The 18,224-nt window shown below is 37.8% G+C and carries 20 protein-coding genes; 1 reads left to right on the top strand and 19 read right to left on the bottom strand.

Annotated features, from left to right (window positions below; translation table 11 throughout):
- Positions 1 to 11: 11 nt before the first annotated feature.
- The 14 genes from ACR6HW_RS16430 to ACR6HW_RS16365 are packed head-to-tail and all read right to left on the bottom strand — an operon-like array spanning position 12 to position 12,938.
- Positions 12 to 506 carry a prepilin peptidase gene (locus ACR6HW_RS16430; RefSeq protein ID WP_455728771.1) on the bottom strand — a complete coding sequence of 165 codons (495 nt, stop codon included), beginning with the start codon at positions 504 to 506 and terminating at the stop codon, positions 12 to 14.
- On the bottom strand, positions 487 to 1,266 hold the full coding sequence (locus ACR6HW_RS16425) for a kinetochore Spc7 family protein (RefSeq protein ID WP_455728770.1): 780 nt from the start codon (positions 1,264 to 1,266) through the stop codon (positions 487 to 489). The genes ACR6HW_RS16430 and ACR6HW_RS16425 overlap by 20 nt, the downstream gene beginning before the upstream one ends.
- 4 nt (positions 1,267 to 1,270) lie before the next feature.
- The gene (locus ACR6HW_RS16420) at positions 1,271 to 1,594 is read right to left on the bottom strand and encodes a hypothetical protein (RefSeq protein ID WP_455728769.1); all 324 of its coding nucleotides are present in this window, start codon (positions 1,592 to 1,594) and stop codon (positions 1,271 to 1,273) included.
- Positions 1,595 to 1,605: 11 nt separating this feature from the next.
- Positions 1,606 to 1,815: a mercury transporter gene (locus ACR6HW_RS16415; RefSeq protein WP_455728768.1), complete on the bottom strand. Its 210-nt coding sequence runs from the start codon at positions 1,813 to 1,815 to the stop codon at positions 1,606 to 1,608.
- A gap of 15 nt (positions 1,816 to 1,830) precedes the next feature.
- On the bottom strand, positions 1,831 to 2,670 hold the full coding sequence (locus ACR6HW_RS16410) for a conjugal transfer protein TrbL family protein (RefSeq protein ID WP_455728767.1): 840 nt from the start codon (positions 2,668 to 2,670) through the stop codon (positions 1,831 to 1,833).
- Positions 2,671 to 2,722: 52 nt separating this feature from the next.
- Positions 2,723 to 6,901 carry an S-layer homology domain-containing protein gene (locus ACR6HW_RS16405; RefSeq protein WP_455730905.1) on the bottom strand — a complete coding sequence of 1,393 codons (4,179 nt, stop codon included), beginning with the start codon at positions 6,899 to 6,901 and terminating at the stop codon, positions 2,723 to 2,725.
- 16 nt (positions 6,902 to 6,917) lie between these two features.
- Positions 6,918 to 7,148, bottom strand: coding sequence for a DUF6133 family protein (locus tag ACR6HW_RS16400; protein ID WP_455728766.1), 231 nt, complete (start codon positions 7,146 to 7,148; stop codon positions 6,918 to 6,920).
- Between the two features lie 50 nt (positions 7,149 to 7,198).
- On the bottom strand, positions 7,199 to 7,546 hold the full coding sequence (locus ACR6HW_RS16395; protein ID WP_455728765.1) for an Mbov_0395 family pilin-like conjugal transfer protein: 348 nt from the start codon (positions 7,544 to 7,546) through the stop codon (positions 7,199 to 7,201).
- Complete coding sequence (locus ACR6HW_RS16390; RefSeq protein WP_455728764.1) at positions 7,536 to 9,608, bottom strand: VirD4-like conjugal transfer protein, CD1115 family; 2,073 nt, start codon at positions 9,606 to 9,608, stop codon at positions 7,536 to 7,538. Before ACR6HW_RS16390 ends, ACR6HW_RS16395 begins: the two co-directional genes overlap by 11 nt.
- Positions 9,609 to 9,621: 13 nt before the next feature.
- Complete coding sequence (locus ACR6HW_RS16385) at positions 9,622 to 10,071, bottom strand: hypothetical protein (RefSeq protein WP_455728763.1); 450 nt, start codon at positions 10,069 to 10,071, stop codon at positions 9,622 to 9,624.
- Between the two features lie 18 nt (positions 10,072 to 10,089).
- Entirely contained in the window at positions 10,090 to 11,046 is a 957-nt protein-coding gene (locus ACR6HW_RS16380; protein WP_455728762.1) for a relaxase/mobilization nuclease domain-containing protein, read from the bottom strand.
- Between the two features lie 5 nt (positions 11,047 to 11,051).
- Positions 11,052 to 11,441, bottom strand: coding sequence for a hypothetical protein (locus ACR6HW_RS16375; RefSeq protein WP_455728761.1), 390 nt, complete (start codon positions 11,439 to 11,441; stop codon positions 11,052 to 11,054).
- Positions 11,411 to 11,743 (bottom strand): plasmid mobilization protein, encoded by a 333-nt coding sequence (locus tag ACR6HW_RS16370; RefSeq protein WP_455728760.1) that lies wholly within the window; start codon positions 11,741 to 11,743, stop codon positions 11,411 to 11,413. Before ACR6HW_RS16370 ends, ACR6HW_RS16375 begins: the two co-directional genes overlap by 31 nt.
- Before the next feature lie 40 nt (positions 11,744 to 11,783).
- On the bottom strand, positions 11,784 to 12,938 hold the full coding sequence (locus ACR6HW_RS16365; protein ID WP_455728759.1) for an S-layer homology domain-containing protein: 1,155 nt from the start codon (positions 12,936 to 12,938) through the stop codon (positions 11,784 to 11,786).
- 334 nt (positions 12,939 to 13,272) lie between these two features.
- Between ACR6HW_RS16365 and ACR6HW_RS16360 the strand changes: the two genes are divergently transcribed.
- The gene (locus tag ACR6HW_RS16360) at positions 13,273 to 14,403 is read left to right on the top strand and encodes an IS4 family transposase (RefSeq protein WP_455727853.1); all 1,131 of its coding nucleotides are present in this window, start codon (positions 13,273 to 13,275) and stop codon (positions 14,401 to 14,403) included.
- A 145-nt stretch (positions 14,404 to 14,548) separates the two neighbouring features.
- Here ACR6HW_RS16360 and ACR6HW_RS16355 read toward each other — a convergent pair whose 3' ends face one another.
- The 5 genes from ACR6HW_RS16355 to ACR6HW_RS16335 all read right to left on the bottom strand — a co-directional run bounded on the left by ACR6HW_RS16355 (position 14,549) and on the right by ACR6HW_RS16335 (position 18,214).
- Positions 14,549 to 15,196: a hypothetical protein gene (locus ACR6HW_RS16355; protein ID WP_455728758.1), complete on the bottom strand. Its 648-nt coding sequence runs from the start codon at positions 15,194 to 15,196 to the stop codon at positions 14,549 to 14,551.
- 134 nt (positions 15,197 to 15,330) lie between these two features.
- Positions 15,331 to 16,497, bottom strand: coding sequence for a hypothetical protein (locus ACR6HW_RS16350; protein WP_455728757.1), 1,167 nt, complete (start codon positions 16,495 to 16,497; stop codon positions 15,331 to 15,333).
- Positions 16,498 to 16,606: 109 nt separating this feature from the next.
- Complete coding sequence (locus ACR6HW_RS16345; protein WP_455728756.1) at positions 16,607 to 16,975, bottom strand: DUF6075 family protein; 369 nt, start codon at positions 16,973 to 16,975, stop codon at positions 16,607 to 16,609.
- Positions 16,976 to 16,988: 13 nt separating this feature from the next.
- Positions 16,989 to 17,954 carry a DUF3991 and toprim domain-containing protein gene (locus ACR6HW_RS16340; RefSeq protein WP_455728755.1) on the bottom strand — a complete coding sequence of 322 codons (966 nt, stop codon included), beginning with the start codon at positions 17,952 to 17,954 and terminating at the stop codon, positions 16,989 to 16,991.
- On the bottom strand, positions 17,954 to 18,214 hold the full coding sequence (locus ACR6HW_RS16335) for a hypothetical protein (protein WP_455728754.1): 261 nt from the start codon (positions 18,212 to 18,214) through the stop codon (positions 17,954 to 17,956). The genes ACR6HW_RS16340 and ACR6HW_RS16335 overlap by 1 nt, the downstream gene beginning before the upstream one ends.
- Between the last annotated feature and the right edge of the window lie 10 nt (positions 18,215 to 18,224).

Raw genomic sequence — 18,224 nt, 5'->3', positions numbered from 1 at the left:
GCTTTCTGTTGTTAAATTATAAAACAAGTTACAATGCATCCCGCTCCAAGAAAGGGGGCTAAGGGCAAGCTTTGATTGATCTTCTGGCTGGTTATCAATCTTATGACTGCATATGATATTACTGCAATAAACAAGCCCACAATACTTGCTGCATAGCCTGCTCGAACGCCTAGATAGAAACCACAAGCGCCCATTAGCTTAATATCCCCACCGCCTATACTGTTATCCTTAAAAAGTGCCATGATAAAATATGGCAAAGGTACGAAGAATAACCCAAGCATAGAATCCATCCAATCCACTCTGATGAATGCCACTACTACAATGAGTATATGAATCCAGTCCGGTATTGTCCTTGTCTTCACATCAATATAACCTGCAATGACTAAGATCAAGGCAAATACGCTGGATTTCAATGTTAGTGGTGCTCCACCGATTAAAGCCATTAGAGCAATCATCCCAGCTAGTGAACTGATAATCAGAACTTCCCTAAATCTCCATTTCTTCATCCAACACCTCATCAGTTGTCACTTTTTCTGAATCCATTTCGTTTGTATCACCTAAGTCTTGCACTCCCTCTTCCTTCTGGTCAGTCTTTATTTGTCCAGACTCTTCCATATAATTCTGTAGAAATTCCAACTTGATTGATGGTTCTTTTTTATATAGCTCATTCATCATCTTTTTACTGGCAAGTGCGTAAAGTTCGTCTTGATACGCCTTATATTCTTGAGACTCATAATCAATGGTATAGGAATCCAATACCTCGTGCATACTTCCAACGATTTTATAGGTACAGTCTCCAAATGCTGCAATCTCTAAATATTCAATAAGATCATGTCCATCGGACTCTTCAAACCTGCCCATGCTATCTTCAACAATGAACTCTTTAAAGACATCCAGTTTCAAGATTTCCTGACTTGCTCTGTAAATACTCCATCCTTCAGGATCGATAAATTGAAGTCGCTTATAAACTTCATGGTCTTCCAGTTTCGATACTTCCTTTATTGCTTTTTTAAGTATAATGTTCAGACTTTTCGATACATCTTTTATTTGTTCTTGTAATTCGCCTTCTGACTCTTTCAGAAAATAAATATCTTCCCTGAGATCATCAAGTGTTTCATTCAGACTGGTATTGTCACTTTTTAGATTTGTGATTTCCATCAACTGAATATCCAGTTCATTTGACATTGATTCAATGAGATATGGATTATTTAAAACCCTGATCATTGACTCAAACAACTTTCTAAATCTTTTTATCCATTCTTCCATTGCCTCATCTCCATTCATCCAGATATTTATACGGATAAAATTTCTGTGACCTTGCAAAGCGAATCATAAATCCAACTTGATCGACTACAGAGATATTGGATCGATCTTTGGTGAACATCATGACACTCCCTGCTATGACAACAAGAATCGACACCATACTTACCACCACGTTTTTGGAAATCATGTAATACACAAAATCCATGATTCCTGCTAGTAGCGTTACCATAATGGTTTTAAATAACTCTTCTTTGCCGAAACCATCAAAAATTTCAACTCTTGTTTTTAGCCCCTGGGGAATATACAGGGGATTCTTTCTTCTTTCTTCCATACGCACCTCCATCACATGTAATAGTTCATGACCAAATCTTTAATCTGCCATATGCTTTCAGCTAATACGTAAAATATGACCGTGTTTTTCATTCTCTTTTTATAGCTGGCACTTTGCTCCTCATCAGTACCGATATGAATAAAACAATAGACAACTCTAAGTACCGCACCTACTCGTATCAGGATCATTAAAGCGTCTGCCATTTCTTTTAATAAATCCACTGCTTCAACCTCCCTTTACTTGGTAAAGACTGCCTTTCCCATTTGATAGATACGAGCTGTTGAGTATACTCTGTTCATCATGCCACCACCGCCGTTGCCACCGGAAATAATCAAGAATTCCTGCAAGAACTTGGGTGTTCGAAGTGCCAATAAAAGTGCCGCTACACCCCAAAACACATGAGCGTTGAGCATAAGCGAAACACCCAGTTTGGCTAAAACAATTTGTACTAGAACAGCCGTGGTACTCTGAAAGAATTTTTGAATATAGGTTCTAAAAATCCCGTTATCCTGATCCATCAAACCAACACATGCCAAAGGTAAGCCGATTCTTAGAATAAGAATTTCAAGTCCTCTCGTCAGAAACTGAATATAGAGCATGAAAAAGCATATGAAGAAAATGATTGATACGATGCCGGTAAAGATTCCGGCACTTGTTATCCCTGTTATAATGGCACTAAAGTCTGTTGCCATGCCATTAGACACTTCCGTAATCAGTTGATTGCTTAAATCATCAATAATATCTGCCAACCATCCATAAAGCGACGGAAAGCAGATGGCAATCGCAAGGGCTTTAAAAAATCCGGTCAAAAGCATAATCGGGTCAATCTCTGCATCACCTTCAGTCCATAAAATGTACCTTTCAAAACCCTTCTTTAAAAACTTAAGCACTATGAGCGAAACACCAAAAGAAAAGAAAATGTCAAAGATACCGCTTATGCCACTTGTTCCAAGCAGTGCATCCATATAGTCTTCCGCATGAAGGGCAATCGGAACAAGACCGTCAAGGAGCGTATTCACATATACCAAGCAACCTGATAATATCGCACCAATCAATAGCATGATGACGTATTCCATTTATATGCACCTCCTAAAAAAGGCCAAGGCAAAAGCCCTGACCTTTCATCAATTAATCAAAATAATACTCTACAGAGTAGGTAATATTCGACTTGTTATACATGCAATTGTGATTGGTATAATAATAAAACTCCAACTGCGAATAGATGCCTGCGGTCATAGTTCTACTAAAGGTGATACCGTTTTTTGTTGTCGCATAATCCAGCTGATCCCACTGATTGGTATTGATGTTATAACCTCTTACTCGTCCATAGTCACTACCGCTATGCCCTGATACTGGCGGTACAGTAAACGTATATTCCGTAATCGTCGCACCATCTAGTCCTTCTTCCAAAATAACAGAGTCAGGTCCGGTCAGAGTCATACCACCACCGGAATTAGCATCTGCTACAAAGAATACAATAGCTGACCAAGGTGATTCTGCACCTGCCGCATCCACGGCTTTAACTCGAACGACATTTTTCCCCAATGGATAGGTCTGTGTTTCTGAATTTCGATTTTCCCATACATATGAAATAGCATCACCATCTGGGTCTGAACTTTGGGCTGTTATTGTCACCGCAGTTCCCGGGGCAACACTATTGGTATTTGGTGAACGAGAAATAACCGGTGCCGTTGGAGCTTCATTTGTGATGGTAAAGGTCTTAACGAGCCAATCTGAATAGAAACCGGCTTCATCTTTTGCTCTCACTTTGATTTCATGATTGCCGACTTCATAATAATCGTCCGCTGTTCTTCCTTCATATTCTAGCGTTGTGGCATCTCCATCAGCATCAATTGCACTCGCTTCTATGTTGACAAAGAACTTACCATCCTTCGTCGTTCTAGTCTGTGTTGCTGTCATTGTTACCGTAGGGATATCATTTTCCACTGTGAAATTTACTGATAGCCAATCCGAATAAAAACTGGCTTCATCTTTTGCTCTCACTCTGATTATATGATTTCCTACTTCATAATAATCGTCCGCTGTTCTGCCTTCATATTCTAGCGTCGTTTGATCTCCATCAGTATCAGAGGCACTTGCTTCGATATCAACAAAAAACTTGCCCTCTTTCGTCGTCCTAGTTTGTTCTGCTGTCATTGTGACTGTTGGGATAGCATTTTCCACCGTGAAATTCACCGACAACCAATCTGAATAAAATCCGGCTTCATCTTTTGCTCTCACTCTGATTTCATGATCTCCGACTTCATAATAATCATCTGCTGTCCTGCCTTCATATTCTAGCGTTGTGGTATCTCCATCAGCATCTGTGGCACTCGCTTCTATGTTGACAAAGAACTTACCATCCTTTGTCGTTCTAGTCTGTGTTGCTGTCATCGTGACTGTTGGTATTGCATTTTCTACAGTAAAGCTTACTTCCAGCCAATCTGAGTAAAATCCTGCTTCATCTTTTGCCCTTACGCTGATTACGTGATTTCCGACTTTATAATAATCATCTGCTGTCCGGCCTTCATATTCTAACGTGGTGACATCTCCATCAGCATCAAAGGCACTTGCTTGGATATTAACTAAGAATTTGCCATCTTTCGTAGTTCTGGCTTGCTCCGCTGACAGCTCAACTTCTGGTGCAGTATTTGTCACCTCAATTTTTTCTGAAGTCTGATACCTCCTTCCATATGAATCAATGATTGTTGCTGTCAAATCAAAAATACCCATGTCCCGAATAGCAATTTTTCCACCTAAATCGGTAAGTTCACCTATATAATCCACAGGCTCACCCTCTTTTGCCAAAGTCCAATTCACACTATTGTCCTGCAAATTTTCAATGAATGTTATTACTTCAAATGTTGTTCCAAAATGAATAGATTCCGGCATTTGAAATGCTAATTCGATAATGGGTTGTATATTGATTTCTTTACTCGTTGAAAAGCTTCGATTGAGAAAATCTGTCATGGTAGCCGTTAAGATATAGTCACCCTCGTCCAGAAATGTGATCTTGCCACCTAATGCTGACAAATCACCCGAAATGGATGTTGCAACATCTACGATTTCACCATCTTTCTCTAATGTCCACTCTATCGGCAACACATTATTATTCCCATGGGTTCTGACATCGACGCTGCTGTCTGTATAAGCCAAAGATGGAATATCAAAATCAATATTTAGAACTGGTAACACCTCAATTTTTTCTGCCGATTCAAACAAGAACGTTCTGCCGGTTACATCAGTGGCTCTTACGACCAATTCATAAACACCTGATCTTTTCAATCTAATTTGACCACCATCTTGATCTAGTGAGCCACTAACATACGTGGACCAATCTTGAAATCCATAAGTATTATCAAGTAGCCATTCAACAGACAAATTATCTAACTCACTACTTGTAACGTCCACCTGGATATTCGTATCTGTATGGGCATACGTTGGATATGAATAGGTTACTACCGGCACTGGATAAACCTTGAAAGTTTGTTCGTAGCTATAAACTCTTTCAGCATCGTCCTTGAACGATACTTTTAGTAAATAGTCACCTTTTTGATTAAACTGGATATCGCCACCATCATTAGACAACTGACCACTTACAACATCTGATAACTTAACTGGTTCACCATCTCTAAACAGTTCCCATGTCGCCTGATGATTGCCAATTTCATCGAATTCGGCTTCCACTGTAACGACATCATCCGTATGGAAAATTTCAGGCACATAAAAACCGGCAGATCCTACAGGATACACTGTCACTGTTGTATCATCCGTAAATACCCTACCGGTCTCATCCGTTGTTGATGCTTTTAAATTGTATACGCCTTGCTGTTTAAATCGAATGGTTTCAGTTCCTACCTGAACATCGCCTGCAATGAACTCTGATACAGACACTTCTTCGCCATTTTTTAGCAAAGTCCATTTGATATTACCCTCATCATCAATATTTTCTATCTCAACCGTTAGCGAAATTGATCGATCGGTATGGGTAACAGTTGCATCCACATCTACCTGAATACTTATAATAGGATAAACCACAATTTCTTCAGAAGCCGTGGTAATCTTGCCAAGATCATCTTCAATATTCGCAATCAACTTATAATTGCCTTGTTGCCCGAACTGAATCGTTCCACCTCTATTCGACAGTTCACCATTTACCAAGTCATCAATAGCAATCTTTTCATCCCCCTTTTCAATCGTCCATTCTACCGTTCTATCCCCAGAATTTTCAACAGCTAAGTCTATTGGCATAATAGTATCCGTATGAACGACTTTTGGTACATCCATTTCCATTGTGATATTCGGGTACACGATGATTGTACATTCTGAAATGTTTGTTCTGCCACGGCTATTTTCTGCAATGGCTCTCAATGTATAAATTCCTTCTGAATTAAAGACAATTGATCCTCCATCAATGTTTAATTCTCCTTCCGTCACTGAATCCATGTCTATGGGAAGATCATCCTTAAGAATCGACCATTCAACGTTTTTCACATACTTTGACTCCGCTTTGATACTAATTGTTTCACCTTCATATGCTGTCTCTGCAATCTCGAAATTATACTGAGGCGCTGGTACATGGGATGAATGATGACCGGAAATAGCTTCATCATCTGATTTTACTTCTTCCTCTACCACAGTTTCAGTCTCTTCCGCATTTTCGGCAGCAGTTTTTATGTGTTCAAGTCGATAGATCATCGTAAAAGCTTCTGCTCGTGTTGCCAATCCTTGAGGTTTTAATGTCCCATCCGGATACCCATGAACTAATCCAGTCTGAGTTGCTTTTTCAATAAACTCCGTGTCCTGTTCGTCTAAATCTGAAATATCCGTATAGCCGATTTCACTATTTGCGATTTTTTCATTTGATATTTCATCCGTTAATCGAACCATCATCTTCATGATTTCCAGTCTGGTGATTGGTGTATTAGGGCTATAATTGTCACCATACTCTTCTTCAAGTATGATGTCCTTTCCAATCAAGTATTTGATATCTTGCTGTGCAAAGTTTCCTTGTATATCCTTGAACTTTGATTGCACAGTTTCAATATCTTCGCCATCCATTCCCACGATTCTTGAAAGAATGACAGAAAACTCTGCTCTTGTAATCATAGAATCCGGATGACAAAGTCCATCCGGATATCCATGAATAAGCCCTTCTTTTGCTAATAGGTCAATGGTTTCCTCTGCCCAGTGACCTTTTGTGTCGTCAAAGATACCATCAGAAGCATATGCTAATCCTGAAAAGTTTGACATCACAATACCTAAGATTAGTACAAAACTCAACCATCTATTTCTATGCCTATTCATCTTTTTCACACTCCTTTTAGCCTGCAAAGTTAAACATTTCTTCAATTCTTTCTTGTAAAGTTGGGAGAATCACGTCACCGAAAAGTGCGTATAATCCGGCTAACAGCAAGGCACCGATCACGATGGAGATCAAGATTTTGACCGCTGAATCCACCATGCCTTCACCGCTGTTACCTGCAAGAACCATTCTCCCTTTTACAACTGTTTTTACCATTTCCATTTTTGCTTTGTTCATTAACTTTCTCATTTGATTTCCTCCATAAATTGTATTTGTATTATTATTGGGCTTAGCCCATGTTATACGTAATAACCGATAATCAAATTAAGGGTTGCCGATGCTAATACAGCACCAATGACAGAAACAATGACCGTAATAATTCGATTGTTCCATTTCTTCTGATCGATTTCATCCGCTGCACTTCGTCGGATAAAGAAATAGATAATCAGCAACACCCCAACAATTGGTGCTAAGACCATCAACCATGTTGTGACATCTTGAATTAAGTTTTCTGTTCCTTTGACAAGCTTGCTATCTTGAACCGTATCAGCCATGACCGGTACAGAAGATGTCAACATTACGATTCCCGTTCCTAAAATAACTTTAACTAACTGCGTCACTCTGTTTTTTAACTTCTTAAGATTCACCTTGCTCACCACCTTTCATATTGCGTCTATAAACATAATTGGTTTTTTCTTCACCTTGGGTGAAATACTCCCAGACATTCCATGTATCAATGGCCGTTGGGGATTTTCTCTGCTTCCTGTTTTTCTCTCTTTTCTCACGCACCTTTCTGTTATGTTCCTTGTCCCCCAGTCCAAAAAGGACATTAAAAAACCACTTCGATAAGTCCGGTAATTGCATCATCGCCGGATGATTTCTCGAAGTGATCAATGTGTAAGGTCTATTAATTCGCCTAATCTCGTCCACTGTTAAAAGTGCACGATGCGTTAGATTAATACTATGGGAACTCGATGGATTAGAGTATTTACCATGAGATGAACTGAGTGAATATGTCGAAACCGTATAATTTCCCAGCTTCTTAGAAATTTCATCTAAGGTTGCCAAATCATCCGCTTGAAGATAAAGCCATGTTTCACAGTTGGATTTGATCGTTCCGGCAACTTCTTTACCATATTTCTCATCCAGCTGCATAAAACTCTGAAGGAACAGATTAAACCGTATTCCTCTACCACCGCCTACCGTCAGCTTATTAGCAAAATCGGGAATCTTTACGAAGTTGCCAAATTCTTCAAGCATGAAGTTGACTCTTCTCTTTAACCGACCGCCTCTTTCATCTGCATTCTTGACTAACTGCATATAGCACTGATTAACAAAGAGACTTGCCAGACTATAATAGGTCGTCTTCTCATCCGGTAATACAATGAATAGTACCTGCTTTTCAGTTCCCATCTTTCTCAAGTCAAAATCACTGTGTTCTGTCATGGAATGAATCAGTGGATTTGTAAACAACCGCAATGTTGTTAAAGCCGATGTATAGAACGATCCCCTTGTTTTACTAGGTGCTACTTCACTGATTGCCAGCAAGGCTTTTGCCGGATGATGCGCCGGCATATTCTTCATATACTTAATGATAGGCATGGTTCCATCCACAACTTTGCACATCTCGCTAATGAAAAAATAAACGTTACTCATGTTCTGAAACCTTCTGGCTTTACCATCTCGATTATCATAAACAACTGCCATGATGGCACTGGCAATGATGCTCGCTTCCCCATTGGTCCAAATCTTTTCATTGTGGCTATTCTCGGGAACTAGAGCAGCCGTTAAATCCCAAGTTGCATCAACTGCTTTAGGAATATCATTTTCATCAATGGCATCGATGACCGGCTGCAAGAAATTGTACCGATCACTTTTTAGTGGATTCTTAAAGTCCAAACAGATGACTTCATATCCAAGTGCCTTAAAATACGGATAGGTATAAGTGAAAATCTCGCCTTTAGGATCGCTGACAACCAAACTTTCACCAGATAATCCTAATAGACCGACTGACTGAAGGACAATGGATCTTGTTTTTCCTGATCTTGTCGCTCCAATGCACAGACTATGGGTATCTTCATCAATATATAAGATACGTTCTGCCTCCTGTTCTTTAGCAAATCCAATGACAATCCCACCTTGACTTAACTCGGATATCGAATATTCCTTTGCCTTGGTTTCTGATAAAACCTTTTCATAGGCTCTTTCACCAGCAACTTCTGAAACCCTTTGGTTGGTTTCTTTTTCACAAAAACCTTTCTCTTTTGAGTTTTCTGTTTCTTCTTCATTATTTTCAATCCTTTCAAGTAATTGTAGTAGATCGTTCTTTATTAGTTTTACCGATTTATACGCTTCTTTCTTTTCTTCAGCTGTCATCCATCTGGCTGAACCAAATTGCATTTGCCCTGCTTTGACAGGCGTTGATATCTCAGGCGTTATCTCTTCCAAATCGGATTGATAAGGTTTCATATTTGCCAGATAGAAATATACGGCACATATGAGTATGAACCCTTGCAGATAAAGAAATAGCGACAAATGTTGACCACTTGCCGCCATACTTTCAAAACATGATTTCATTGGGATAAAACGAAGCACTTTCGTTTTTCCTGACAATAAAAAATGTAGATTCGTGGAAAAATATATGTTCATCCATAAACCTACAAGAAATATCAGTATTGAAACCACCATCTTCAATTGTTTGTATTTCACCTTTAATATCACCTCACAATTCTAGTCCGTCATCATCCACCAGTTTCAGTTCTTTCAGCTTTTCATGCCGCAATATCTCTAGGATAAGCTGTTCTATTTTTTCCAGTATCGAACCAATGGCCTTTTCATCCTTAAAATCAAGATCGCCGTTGAGTCCAACATAGTTCACTAAACTTGTATGAATCAATTTCAAATCCGTTTCGCCAAATAGTCTTTTCGAGGATATCAGACCTGATCGCTTTGCAAAATCCTCTTTGGCTGCATCCAGATCAATAAAATAATGACCTAATGTAACAGCATTACCATCATAGGTATATTGCCATGTCACAAACTCAAAACCATCAAACATCTTCTTCATTGCGAGAACATGACCATTATAATCAAGTATCTTTCGATACCCCTCTCTCAATCCATTTACATTCAACGGCTCCAACCGATCATAAAGCTCCATTAAGTTTCTCATCCATTTGACCACCTTTCATTACATACTATTTTCACTTTCTTTGTCCCAATTCAGACCTTTCCCTTTCTTGGTTTCTTCAACTTTTTCTTTTAACGATTCACCTTCCAGTGTTGATAATGGATAGTTTTTACCGGTATTCGATGGCATATCCAACTTAGCCAATTGAACTGCTGATAACAGCATCTCCATCTTATTTCTGGCAATTTTGGCGTCCATCCTCTGACCATTAAGTTCAAAGGCTTTTAAGAGTGCCTCCTTTGTAAAATGTTCCGGTGGATACAATTTTCTATTTCTGCTTTTCTTGCCTTCTGCATTAGTAAAGGTAATGTATTTTCGTGTATCACTCCAATCCACCTGATAACCCAACTTATTCATGTTATCAATAAAGTCTTCTTGACTTCGTGATATCCATTTCACCTTTTTAACTGCCAAATAGAGTTCGTATTTCCAGCTATGACCTTTTTCCTTAGTACGATATTCTCCACGGTTGACATGATTGCCAGACTTTCCTTGTGTAATAAGCAATCCATATTTTTTACAGATTTCATCTGAATAATCTTTTATCATTTGAAGCTGCTCTGCACTTTGCTTCCACTTTTTACCCGTGTCTTTATTGACGGTATTTACGACAAAATGCGTATGAAGATGATCTCTGTCTGTATGAACTGCATACGCAATTTGAAACCCTTTAAACTGTTCCATCTGCACAAGTTCATCAGCAATTTGCTTAACCATCTCAGGTGTCACTTTATCGTAGGGTGCAAAGCTCTGCGTAAAATGGATATATTGCCTACCACCTAATTTGCTATATTCAGTCTTGGTCATGTAGAATTCGTTATAGGCTTTATTTGCAACGCAGTTGTGTCCCCCTATAAGACCGACTTCTGTTTTAGCAGGATTAGTGATGTATTTCAAAACTCTTTTAAGAGCAGCAAGCGTGTTATTTTTTCCGTTAATAAATTCTATAACTGCCATTCTTCTTAAATCTCATCTGGTTCATAATCCAGCTCATCAGCTAAAATTTTCAAGTCTTCAATCATCTTCTTGCTGAATTCCGATTTTACACCAACAGCTTCATACAGATCGGATAAAGCACCGATCATCTTTTCCGGATTCTCTGAAAAAAATCTTGATTGCCTGATGTCCTGAGATATCAGAAAATCCTGCCCTTTAGCATATTCGCCCTTAATGACTACGTCCACTGCATATGAACCATCCGTAATACCTATGGTGGTATACTTTCCATCCGTAGGCAGCTGATTAAAATAATCCGCAGCTTCCTTTAGGTTATCAATCCATTTACATCCATTCCCATACCGATAAATATGATATGTCATTGTCATTTCCCCTTTCTCTTCACTAATTTGCATAATTCATCCCATTGCCCCGAAAAAGTATCTCTGGCTTGTGTTAAATTCACTTCCTTGATTTTTCCTTGATGGGCTAATAAGGTCAACTGATTTAAGTTATTGCCGATCTTGGAAAGTTCATGATTCATTTGCTTTATGTCGTCAAAAAAAATAATCTCCTTGTCCAGTGCGGACAAGGAGACATATTTACTGATTGAAAGATTTGCTCTTTCAGCTTTCTTTTTTATTTTATTGTATTCGGTTTCTGTTACTCGGAAGCCTATAAATTTTGTTTTGTTGATAGCCCTCACTCCTTTACGCAACAAAGGCGCCTGGAGTATAAACCCTCAAGCGCCTCATTAGTTATTTAACTTCTACACCCGTTACTATAGTGTCCGCTTCCCCATCTCTATCAGAATCCACGGCGACTACACTCCCTGCAGAACCCATATATCCATACATTGGATTCTTTTTAACTATCGCTAGATAGCCGCCTATATTATGCTGTACAGTGAACACCCCATAATCGTATAACGTTTCTTTACCTGACAGAACCTTATCATGGTGATAAGTATCGAACATAAGCTTGTCAACTGCACCCGAAACTCCTACGAATACAGCTATAAGTTCTTCAGTAGTATACTCTTCAGCGTAGTGCTTAAACTTTGTTTGTGTTCGTAAGAACTGTTTCGCTCCAGAGTACTTATAATCCTCTCCTCGAGACTTCATGTAAATAGTATCTCCGTCAATCTCCCAATAACTCCCTAACCCATCAATACCAACATAAACATAACCTCTTAGAATTAGGTTACCTAAGTGATCTCCCTTGTCTAGTTTAGCTATAACCGTAATTGCTTGCTCTCTAGTGAAATTACCTTTCGTATCGAAGTGACCCAATGAAGTGATCTTTCCATTAGCATGAGTAAATTGTCTTGTTCCATTAATAAATCCTGCACCGTAAGCCCAAGCTACAGCATCTCTCGCCCAAGAAGAAGCTTCGTTAATATCGTCAAGAGTCTCGTAAGCATCATAACCTCCAGGAGACCAAACTGTTTGTAAATAATTTACAAACATTATAGCAGCTTGCTCTCTGGTGATTAAACCGTCAGGATTGAATTTTCCTCCGCCTATTCCGTTTACCATACCTAAGATGTTAGCTACCTTAACATACTTATTTTCTGTATCAGTGAAAGACTCTGTAGTAGATACTCTACCTAAGAAATCATCAACATCGAACTCACTACCAAACCCTGTGTATGTTTTTGTTCCAGTACCAGGCTTCTGGTAATCAGCATTAATTTCAGCAAATACAGCTGTTACAAATAGTTCAGCAAATTCTTCTCTAGTAATAGGTTGTTGGTATTTACCTTGTAGATGAGCTGGAACGTATCCTTTCTCAATAGCTTCTTCTACAAAATCTTTTGCCCATGACGAAGGCGTATCTCCCTCTGCCGCATAAACTGGAACTGCTCCGATAACCATCGTAAGTAAAATTAACATTGTAATAATCTTTTTCATTAAACTCCTCCAAATAATAAATTATCGCCACAACAACTTCAATCTCTAATAATAGTAAAAATTGATTAATCACTTCCTAAATCCAATTTTCTATTAGATCATCTATGTTCACGCAATTTAAATCTTCAATACTTAAAATATCAAAAAATGACTTAATTTTCAATTTGTATCACTAGCGTTGCATAAAACTTAATCAATAGCAAAAGAACAATAAATAACAATAATGTCTATTAAGGGGTTTAAAATCAATAAAAAAGTCCTTATACTAGATTCATGGAGCACACATAGATGGTCTCGCACAAATCTAATACAAGGAACACAACATCTATATTATATGAAATTTAAGACCATTGGTAAAGTACTTGAACCCCTAAATTCAAAAAAAGTTAAAAATATCATCAAAACGAATAACTGTGATGCTTATGCCAAGAAGTTAACGACTCAAAACCTAATCAAACTCTTTGTCACCGCAAACCTGAAAGAACATGATGGCCTCAGAGCCATCTCAACGGATCTGCTGTTTGATGACAATTATCAGAGGTATCTTAAACTAGATTCTATAAGCCCTTCCCAGCTCTATAGACGACTGTCAGCTCTCGATACATCTGTGCTCCAGAACATCTTCACGCATCTGGTGTCACAGCTTCACGGGCAGTTTGAGAGCGCCCAGTTGAATGAAGATACATTGGCACTGAATATTGTTGATGCCAGCGTTATCACAAAAGCATTAACGGGCATGGCGTGGGCGAAGTACCAAAAAACAAAAGCGGGTGTCAAATTACATCTCGGCCTTCGCTATTATGGTGAAAACGCACTTTATCCAAGTAAAGCCACTGTCACTGGCGCAAAAGAACATGATGTGAGTGAAATGCTCAGCGTGACGGATTTTACACCAGGCGTCATCAATGTTTATGACAGAGGCTATGTGGATTACGATCGCCTAGATCAAATCCACGAAGCTGGTGGTTGTTTTGTCGTTCGCATGAAGAGCAACTCTGTGACATGGGCGAATACGCGCTATGATAATCCAAAGGGCGTTCTTTACGCCTCAAAAGGCCCTGTGGGTTCAGGCAGCAAAAAGACTAGGCATGAATACCACTATATTCAGCAAGCAGATGATGACGGAACTATTTATCACTTTTTGACAAACGTCCCTGACCTTGAAACCGACACAGGGCTCTGTTTTGAAGACGTCTGTAATCTCTATAAACTCAGGTGGAAAATTGAACTCTTTTTCAAATGGCTTAAACAGCATTCTAAAGTCAAGCATTTCTTTGCGACTGATGAAGTCGGCGCGGTAAACCAAATTTACCTTTCGCTCATTCTCTACTGTCTACTCGCTCTGTTTAAGCAAAACCTGAGAACAGACGCACCACTAAACAAGATCAGGGTTGCTATAAGAGCAAGTCTTTACAGTACTTTTGAAAGTTTCAAACGAAAGATTATGAGGCTCAATCCTTTTTAGATTAATCTATCCATATGTGGCTCCCATCACTGTGCAACGAGACTGTCTGCTTAGAGTCAGCTTTTTTTCATTAGTAGAATCGACAGGGTTACATTTTTATCCTTATAAAGCGTAATATGGATTTGCTCTAGATTTGTAGTTGAGTTTATGCAACGCTAGTGAATTTGTATTTTCTATTGCCATAAGTTCCCTTATTTTTAAAATGGTTAAGATAATAAAGCCTTTCTAAATATGTAATATACTTAGAATCAGATGGCCAGAATGATGACACTTTATCAACCTCATAAATATATTTCCCACTTAACTCATTATTAGTAAACTCACCAATCAAATGATTCGCTGCAATTATAGGAATAGGAACTTTACAGGTTCTATACTTTGGTAAACCCGGTTGTTTATTTCTTGATCTATAACCATAATGAGTAGTAAATTTTCTTATGGTCAATTTCCCAAAATGATCAATAGGTATTATGGTTTTATTTGCATAATCAATACACATTTCACCCATAAACTCAATGTCAATAAAGTTTTGAGCCTCATTAATATAATGCACGGAATCTCCGCAATATTGGTCAACAATATTACCATCTATTCTTAATCTTATATCTCTACCTAAACTATGCTGTTTTAACAATTCTTTATTGAATAAGTTAACCCTTTGATTGTAATCTTGACAAGTTTTTTTATTAATTCGTCGATATACACCAAGAACTTTTTCATTTTGAAATTCGCCAAAAATTTCTTCCAAGTATTTATCAGTTTCATCAAGCACTATTTTTTTATACTCATACATAACAAATCTCCTTATAATTATCGAGGGTTTGGGATACTTCCCAACATTCAAGCACACTTTGTTAAACAAAGTGGAAGCTTGCCCTCACGAAAGCAGAGCTTTCTTATTCGGTCTTTGTGGATATTGAAAAAAAGTCACTTCAAATCATCTTTTTCATAAAAGGTAAAGGATGCATTCATAAAGGCCGGCATATAATTCATCTTAACTTGATTTATAAGAAATTCATGATATTTTCTTCCATTATCATTCACAAATTCATACTTTTTATAAACATTATATACATCATTAACACTAGGAAGATATTTTAAATATCCAACGAACCGATTATCTTTCATTACTAATAGTTCATCCTCTTTGAATGTTATAACTTCAATATAGCTTTCGATTTTCCTAGAGAACAAAATACTTACTGTGCTTGGTATGCTTGAATCTCCAAAACTTGTAAGATCAACATATGGAAAGGCATAATCTGAATTTGCTCTAATATCATCCCAGGTAATATTTTCATCATATTTCTTGCTGATCTGAGCTTTATAATTGATTTCATGAATCCTATAGTAATTATGGGCATTTTCGATATCTTTTAATATAGAATCGAACACCAATTTTATAGAATCATCAACCAGTTTAATCATCTTTTCTATACACACTTGAATATCAACACTTGTAAATGCATTATTGTCTTTGGTAAAGCCCTCTATCAAATGCTTAATCTCATTATCCTCGCCCAAAATCTGAAAACTCATTTTTGTCGGCAAGTCTTTTATATGTTTTACTCGATTATTCGCCTTTGTAAGAAAAATATAATCACTGTTCAGTGAAATCACTTCAAAGGCTGATAAAGTCTCTTGAAATTCTTCACCAGAATCCTTAAGTTTTTTTAATATAAACCCAAAATCAACCCTATCAATCTTAAATGCATCGTTTGCAAATAACGTCAAATTTACAATCTGTGCAAGAGAATCGAAAATATTCCTTGAGTATTGCAAAATATCCTTAATGTATTTACTTGCCAAAAAAGATAGTCCTACATCAATACCTAATAATTCAACAGTATCATCAAATGCTTTAATTTCAACTGGCTTATTACTTTTTGTTTCAATTCTATCTTGAATTTTATAATTTAGAGACATATTATATTCATTGATTTTTATCTCATTTTGCTCAATAACTTTTTTTAGAAATTCATTGCTGTACAAGATGATTTTTTGGTTTTCATTTATATTTTTTAGAAACTGGATTGCATCACATAGTTTTTTTTCAAAAAATTTATCTTGCATTTTCATATAATCAATTGGCATTTTCTTCATCTCCTCTTCAACACTGACATATCAATAACATTATACCACATATTTTACCAATCCAATTTCAAGTATCTACCTCCCCATTTCCCACATTTCCTCTATTTTTTTAATTTTCAATAACCATATCAAATCGCATATCAATTCCACCTTTAGCCACTATGAAGTCCCTCTTATTCATGACATAAAATACATCTCGAGGTGTTAATTTCCCGTCGTCAAATCCGTTATAAAGATTATATGCAAGCCTGAGCAGCATTCTGCCGCCGCCACCCAGACTCATAAGCTCATCCACTAAATTGAACGGCAGAATCTCATGGATTTCAAAATCGTAGATACTGTAACGCCTTAAATACAAATCTTCATTGCCACTGATAATGTAAAATAATGATTTCCTGCGAATATCCTTCGGATGTGTATGGTCCTGAAACAATAGCTTTTGATAATTGGTTACATGGTTTTTATCTATAAAGTACATCGAACAGCCCCTTTCACATTTCCATTTCTTCTTCCATATCCCATTCTGGTTTATAAGTTGCTATTGCTTCTCTTACCTGCTCTGTTTGATGACTGTTTTGAATTGCAAGCAAGTCTTCATTAAAATCCTTTCCGGTAGGACTATGTCTTAGGAGTTTATAATCTTCATGATACTTTTCATTGAACTGCTGACAAGCAAAATGCCCTGCTTCGTCGTTATCGAGGCAGAGCATAATGCGATTGATCTCCGGATGCAATTGCAGATATTGGTGTAGCGCACGATCTGCTACGCCACCTAAAGATATCATGTGATGATCAAAGGATTGAATTCCATGAATATCAAGCAGCGTCATGTAACTCATCAGATCTATCGGTGATTCAAAGACACAAACCGTAGTGCTACTTCCTTCAAATGAAAAGGGAAATGCCTTATCGGAGTTTTTCACATCTCCCCGATAGGATTTCCCATGAGTATTGGTGCTACGAACACTGGCATATTTAGGTTGGTTGTCACCGTCATAACCCACAAAGACACAACTACGGTGCTTGTTTTCGTATAGCTTACCTTGGCTGATAAAGTCATAGACAACTTCTTTATCAATACCTCTGGACTGTATCAGATAAGCAATAATATGTTTGTAAGTATCATTTTTATCCGGTAATTCAAATGTTCCCTTTTCTTCTTCAACAGATTCGACTCTTGGAATGAAGTCACTTTTTTCAGTACCCAACAGAGTGTAAACGGCATCTACCCAAGTCTTGCCTTCCATCTCCATAACAAATTGGATCGGACCGCCTCCGATATCTCGGGAAAACCAGTTCCACTTAGTCCCATAGACATTAATATAAAGGCCACCATAATCCTTTACTTTATATGAATTACCTACTTTTTTCAGATTCAAGCCAATCTTATCTGCATAGGCAATCAAGTTGCAGCTATTTGCCTGATCCAGTTCTTCCTCTGTAAATCGCTTCATCATTAGCACCCCTCATCTAAGTCACCAAAATTCATGGTTTCAATATCCCCATCAAAGGTTTGAATGACACGTTTCAAAACTTCAATCTTTTCATGTTCATCTGGTTCAAGCTCAAGTAGATCATGATGTAGTAAGAAGCTTTTAACCCCCTGTTCCAAAATGCAATCTTTGACCATTTCTTTGGATTTATCTTTGACACCAAGTATCCAACTTACGGTATCACTGCTCTGCTCACGAATATAACTGGTTCTATCTTGATTCATCTAATCCCTC

This window comes from Fusibacter sp. JL298sf-3 (assembly GCF_053842995.1).
Note: the sequence above shows the minus strand (reverse complement) of the source record. Positions and strands in the feature narration are given on the sequence as shown.